This window comes from Albidovulum sp. (assembly GCF_008933605.1).
Taxonomy (GTDB): Bacteria; Pseudomonadota; Alphaproteobacteria; order Rhodobacterales; family Rhodobacteraceae; genus Albidovulum.
Map to the genome: position 1 here is coordinate 1 of NZ_WBUS01000182.1, position 5,609 is coordinate 5,609.

3 protein-coding genes and 3 pseudogenes are annotated in these 5,609 nt (G+C 68.6%); 1 reads left to right on the plus strand and 5 read right to left on the minus strand.

The features are described from left to right. Positions 1-28: 28 nt before the first annotated feature. From F9K34_RS16550 to topA, 4 genes and pseudogenes are all read right to left on the minus strand, one after another. A pseudogene (locus tag F9K34_RS16550) lies at positions 29-484 on the minus strand (3-oxoacid CoA-transferase subunit B); the annotation flags it as partial. 1 nt (position 485) lies between these two features. Then, a complete protein-coding gene (locus F9K34_RS16555; RefSeq protein WP_291338221.1) occupies positions 486-1,190 on the minus strand; it encodes a CoA transferase subunit A in 705 nt (234 codons plus the stop codon). A gap of 97 nt (positions 1,191-1,287) precedes the next feature. Continuing rightward, a pseudogene (locus tag F9K34_RS16560) lies at positions 1,288-1,759 on the minus strand (L,D-transpeptidase). 191 nt (positions 1,760-1,950) lie between these two features. Next, on the minus strand, positions 1,951-4,533 hold the full coding sequence (topA, locus tag F9K34_RS16565) for a type I DNA topoisomerase (protein WP_291338222.1): 2,583 nt from the start codon (positions 4,531-4,533) through the stop codon (positions 1,951-1,953). A gap of 192 nt (positions 4,534-4,725) precedes the next feature. Between topA and F9K34_RS16570 the strand changes: the two genes are divergently transcribed. Beyond that, a complete protein-coding gene (locus F9K34_RS16570) occupies positions 4,726-5,157 on the plus strand; it encodes a hypothetical protein (RefSeq protein ID WP_291338223.1) in 432 nt (143 codons plus the stop codon). A 205-nt stretch (positions 5,158-5,362) separates the two neighbouring features. On the opposite strand, the pseudogene F9K34_RS16575 reads toward F9K34_RS16570, so the two are convergent. Then, positions 5,363-5,609, minus strand: a pseudogene (locus F9K34_RS16575) (DNA-processing protein DprA); the annotation flags it as partial.

Genomic DNA, 5,609 nt, shown 5'->3' on the forward strand with positions numbered 1-5,609 from the left:
GGGGCAGGGTGCACTCGCGCAGCACCTACGATTCGCCGTGCTTGGAGGTGTGGTCCATCACCACCACCACCCGGCCCACCCCGGCGACGAGGTCCATGGCACCCCCCATCCCCTTGACGAGCTTGCCGGGGATCATCCAGTTGGCGAGGTCGCCCTTCTCGCTCACCTCCATCGCGCCGAGGATCGCCATCGCGATCTTGCCGCCGCGGATCATGCCGAACGAGGTGGCGCTATCGAAATAGGCCGAATGCGGCAGTTCGGTGATCGTCTGCTTGCCAGCGTTGATCAGGTCGGGGTCCTCCTCGCCCTCGAAGGGGAAGGGGCCCATGCCGAGCATGCCGTTTTCCGACTGAAGCGTAACCTGCACGCCTTTCGGGATGTAGTTCGACACCAGCGTCGGGATGCCGATGCCGAGGTTGACATACATCCCGTCCTTCAGTTCCTGCGCCGCACGCGCGGCCATCTCGTTGCGGTCCCAGGGCATGTCAGGCTTGCTCCTTCTTGCGGACGGTGCGCTGTTCGATGCGTTTCTCGTGCGGGCCCTGCATGATCCGGTGCACATAGATGCCGGGCAGGTGGATGCCATCCGGATCGAGGCTCCCCGGCGCGACGATTTCCTCCACCTCGGCCACGCAGACCCGGCCGCACATGCCGGCGGGCACGTTGAAGTTGCGCGCGGTCTTGCGGAAGACGAGGTTGCCGGTCGTGTCGGCCTTCCACGCCTTGATGATCGAGAGATCGGCAAAGATGCCCTTTTCGAGGATGTAGGTCTGGCCGTCGAAGTCCTTGTGCTCCTTGCCCTCGGCAATCACCGTGCCGACCCCGGTCTTGGTGTAGAAGCCCGGGATGCCGCATCCGCCCGCCCGCATCCGCTCGGCCAGCGTGCCCTGCGGGTTGAACTCCAACTCAAGCTCTCCCGACAAGTACTGGCGCATGAACTCGGCGTTCTCGCCGACGTAGGAGGACAGCATCTTGCGGATCTGCCGCGTGTCGAGAAGCTTGCCGAGCCCGAAGCCGTCCACCCCGCAGTTGTTCGAGGCGATGGTGAGGTTCTTCACCCCCGAGTCCACAATCGCGTCGATCAGAAGCTCCGGAATGCCGCAGAGGCCGAAGCCGCCGGCGGCGATGAACATGCCGTCGTGAAGGAGGCCGTCGAGGGCCTCCTTCGCCGAGCCGTAAACCTTTTTCATGGTCGCTCCCCGAAAATCACCGGGGGAGTTGTGGCGCGGGGGCTGGTCTCTGTCAATCGCCGCAGTGCGGCAGGGTTCAGATCAGCCGCACCTGGGTTTAAACCGGCGTGACCGCGAACAACTGCGCGATGGCGGCGTTGTAAAGCCCGATGCAGCCGTCCGACGACCGGCGCCCGATCTTGCGCGCGTCGTGGGTGCCGTGGATCAGGTAGGCCGGCCAGTCGAGGTACATCGCATGAGTGCCGAGCGGGTTGTCCGGGCTGGGCGGCATGTATGTCCAGTCCGGGAAGCGTTCGCGCTGCGAGGGCGTCGGCGTCCAGTCCGACCTTCTTGCGCACGATCCTTGTGTAGCCGCGTTTGGTCAGTTCGTCCGACTTCGGCACCGAGGTCGGGTAGATCCGGTAGTCGGTTCCGTCCCCGCTCCAGAAGTGGAGCGCGCGGGACACCGTGTCGCAGACGATCGCGCCCCTTCCCTAGTCGTCGAAATGGTCGCACCAGTCCTGTGCGGCAAAGCTGGAGACGTTGCGGCGGGCGAAATCGGTCTCCACCTCGGCGGGCCGCGCGGCCATCTGCGCCCGTGCGGCCCCAGGAACGAAAACCGCGGCCGCCGTGGCGCCGATCAGCCGGCGCCGCGAAAAGATCAATCGCGTCTTGGGGTTGGTCCTTCGTGCCTGTTCGCGGCTACCCTGCCGCCCCGGGGCGGGGGGAAGACCAGTCACTGATGCTTGAAGCGGAATGTGATCGCGGCGGACCGGAGCCGTCAGCCCGCCTTGGCGGCCTTTGCGGTCGCCTTTCGCGTGGCCGCGGCCTTGGGGGCGGGCTTTTTCGCCGCGGTCGCTTTCGGTGCCGCCTTCTTCCCGCCGGAAGTCTTCCGCCCCCCCTTCTTCCCGGCCTTTGCCGCGATGAGGTCCAACGCCTGCTCCAGCGTCACCGCCTCGGGTGCGAGGTCCTTGGGCAGGGTGGCGTTGACCTTCTCCCACTTCACATAGGGCCCGTAACGGCCGGCCATGACCTCGACCTTGCCGCCGCCGGGATGCTCGCCCAGCACGCGCAGCGCAGCCGGGGCAGCGGCACGCGACCCCCGCGCCGACTTCTGGGCCAGAACCTCGACGGCGCGGTTCATGCCGATGGTGAAGACCTCGTCGGCCTCGGGCAGGTTGGCGTAGACCCGCCCATGTTTCACGTAAGGACCGTAGCGGCCGATCCCGGCCTCCACCGTCTCGCCGTCCTCCGGGTGCGGCCCGATCTCGCGCGGGAGGTCGAGGAGCATCAGCGCCTTTCCGAGGTCCATCGCCTCAGGCGCCCAGCCCTTGGGCAGGCTCGCGCGGGCCGGCTTCGGGGTGTCCTCGGTGGCCTCGCCGCGCTGGACGTAGGGTCCGAAGCGGCCGGCCTTCAGCCATATCTCGTCGCCGCCATCCTCGCCCAGCACGCGCTCCGCCGCGCCCGTCTCCTCGCCGTTCGGGGCGGAGAGCGCGCGGGTGTAGCGGCAATTCGGGTAGTTCGAGCAGCCGATGAACGCCCCGCCCGAGCGCGCGGTCTTGAGGCCGAGCCGCCCTTCGCCGCAGGTCGGGCAGAGCCGCGGGTCAGCCCCGTCCGCCCGCGGCGGGTAGAGATGCGGCGCGAGGAATTCGTCGATCTTCTCCAGCACCTCGCCGATCCTGAGATCGGCGGTCTCGGCGATGGCGGCGGTGAAGTCGCGCCAGAAGCGCGCGAGCACCTCCTTGTAGTCGCGGCTCCCGGCCGAGATGTCGTCAAGCTCCTCCTCCAGGTCGGCGGTGAAGTCGTATTCGACATAGCGGCGGAAGTGGTTCGTCAGGAACGCCGTCACCAGCCGCCCCTTGTCCTCGGGGATGAGCCGGCCCTTGTCCTTGCGGACATATTCCCGGTCCTGGATCGTGGTGACGATCGATGCATAGGTGGAGGGCCGGCCGATGCCAAGCTCCTCCATCCGCTTGACCAGCGTCGCCTCGGTGTAGCGGGGCGGGGGTTGCGTGAAATGCTGCTCGGGCGCGATCTTGCGCTTCCCGGCAGGCTCGCCCGGCATGATCTGCGGCAGCCGCGCCCCGTCCTCGCCCTCGTCATCGTCGCGCCCCTCGTCGTAGACGGCGAGGAAGCCGTCGAAAATCACCACCTGGCCGGTGGCGCGCAGTTCCACCTCGCCATCGGGAGATGCCACGTCCACCGTCGTCCGTTCCAGCCGGGCGGCGGCCATCTGGCTGGCGATGGTGCGCTTCCAGATCAGGTCGTAGAGCTTCCTCTGGTCGTCGGCCGCCTTCAGCCTGTCGGGCGACAGGCTCATGTCGGTCGGCCGGATGCATTCATGCGCTTCCTGCGCGTTCTTGGCCTTGTTCTTGTACATGCGCGGGGAGTCGGGGACGTAGTCCGGCCCGAAGCGGCGCCGGATCTCGTCGCGCGCGGCCATCACCGCCTCGGGCGCCATGTCGATGCCGTCCGTCCGCATGTAGGTGATGTGCCCGGCCTCGTAGAGCCGCTGCGCCGCAGACATCGTGGCCTTGGCGCCCATGCCGAACTTGCGGCTTGCCTCCTGCTGGAGCGTCGAGGTCATGAAGGGTGGCCAGGGATTGCGCGTGGCCGGCTTCGCCTCGACCGACTTCACCTTCAGCTCGCGCGAGCGAATCGCCTGCACGGCCAGCTCGGCCGCGGTCTCGTTCGGCAGGTCGAAGCGGTCGAGCTTCCGGCCGCCCAGCACCGTCAGCCGGGCCTGGAATTCCTGGCCCCTGGGCGTGGCAAGGACGGCCGTCACCGTCCAGTACTCGCGCGCCTTGAAGGCCTCGATCTCCAGTTCGCGCTCGACGATGAGGCGGAGGCAGACAGACTGCACCCGGCCGGCCGATTTCGCGCCGGGCAGCTTGCGCCAGAGTACCGGCGAGAGGTTGAAGCCGACGAGATAGTCGAGCGCGCGGCGCGCCAGATAGGCTTCGACCAGCGCGGTATCGACCTCGCGCGGGTGGGCCATCGCCTCGGCGACGGCGGTCTTGGTGATCGCGTTGAAGGTGACGCGGCGGACGGTCTTGCCCTTCTTCAGCGAGGAGGCCAGTGCCTCCTGCAGGTGCCAGGAGATCGCCTCGCCCTCGCGGTCGGGGTCGGTGGCGAGGATCAGCGTGTCATTGGTCTTCAGCGCCTCGGCGATGGCGCGGACATGCTTGCGGCTGTCGCTGGCCACCTCCCATTTCATGTCGAATCCCTGGTCCGGATCGACCGAGCCGTCCTTCGCCGGCAGGTCGCGGACATGGCCGTAGGAGGCGAGCACGGTGTAGTCCGAGCCGAGATACTTGTTGATCGTCTTGGCCTTGGCGGGGGATTCGACAACGACGACGGCCATGACTTCCTCGTGAAAACGCGCATCCGGGTTCGGGCGGGGAACATGGGGGCGAAGCCTCCACAATGTCAATGGAGGGCCCGGGTGGTATGCTGGTAGGCGCAGTGCGGCGCCCGCCGGGGCAAAGGGGTGCTTTGCGAATGCGCGGCGCAGGCGCAGAATGGGCACGTGACGGGGGCACGGCGGAGGACGGGGATGCGGGGGTTGTTGGTTGCGGTGCTGGCCTTCTGGGCGGCAGCGGCAGTGGCGCAGGGCTGGCACGAGCCGGCGCGCGGCACGGGCGAGCGGCGCGCGCTGATGGATGCGATGCGGCCGCAGGCGGAGATGATCTTCGGCCCGCCGGTGGAGTTCGTGGTAAGCCGACTGCGTGTCGCGGGCGATGTGGCTTTCGCCTCGGTCGTGGCGCAGCGGCCCGGCGGCGAGGCGATCTACATCCAGGCGACGCCGGGCTGGCAGTCCGGCTATTTCCTGCCTGACGCCGACTGGACCGCCGGGCAGGCGCTGCTGCAGCGGACCGGGGCGGGCTGGACGGTCGCGGCGATGTACTACGGCGCGACCGACGTCTGGTGGGCCGAACCGATGTACTGCGCAGAGTTCAGCGTGGTGATTCCGGAGGCCTGTCCGTAGGTGATGCGGGCGCCCGGGACCGGGCGTCTCGACCGGCATCGCGGTCGCCGCCCTCAACCGCCGTCCTCGTGGTGAACCCGCGGTCGGTCGCAGGTCGCCGACGCCAGCGGGCGTCCGGAGCCTTGCGTCGGAGGCCCGAGGTGCATGACGCCAACCGCGGACCTCCGCGTCGGACGACACGCAACGGCGGCGTCAGACAGCCGCGTCAGACGGCACGCGACAGGAGTCCGCCGGGGTGGCGCAGGATCCGCCCGTCAAGTTCGAGCGCCACGAGTTCCGGCGCGACGGCGGCAGGCGGAGCGTCAAGATCGCGGATGAGCTGATCCTCCGCCAGCGGCGCGGGACCGAGCCGGTCGAGGATCTCCTGGTGGAGCGCGCGGGTCGCGGCCTGCCGACGCGGCGCGGCGCCGAGGGAGCCCGTCGCAGGCTCCGCCGGGCCGCCCGGCGGAGCC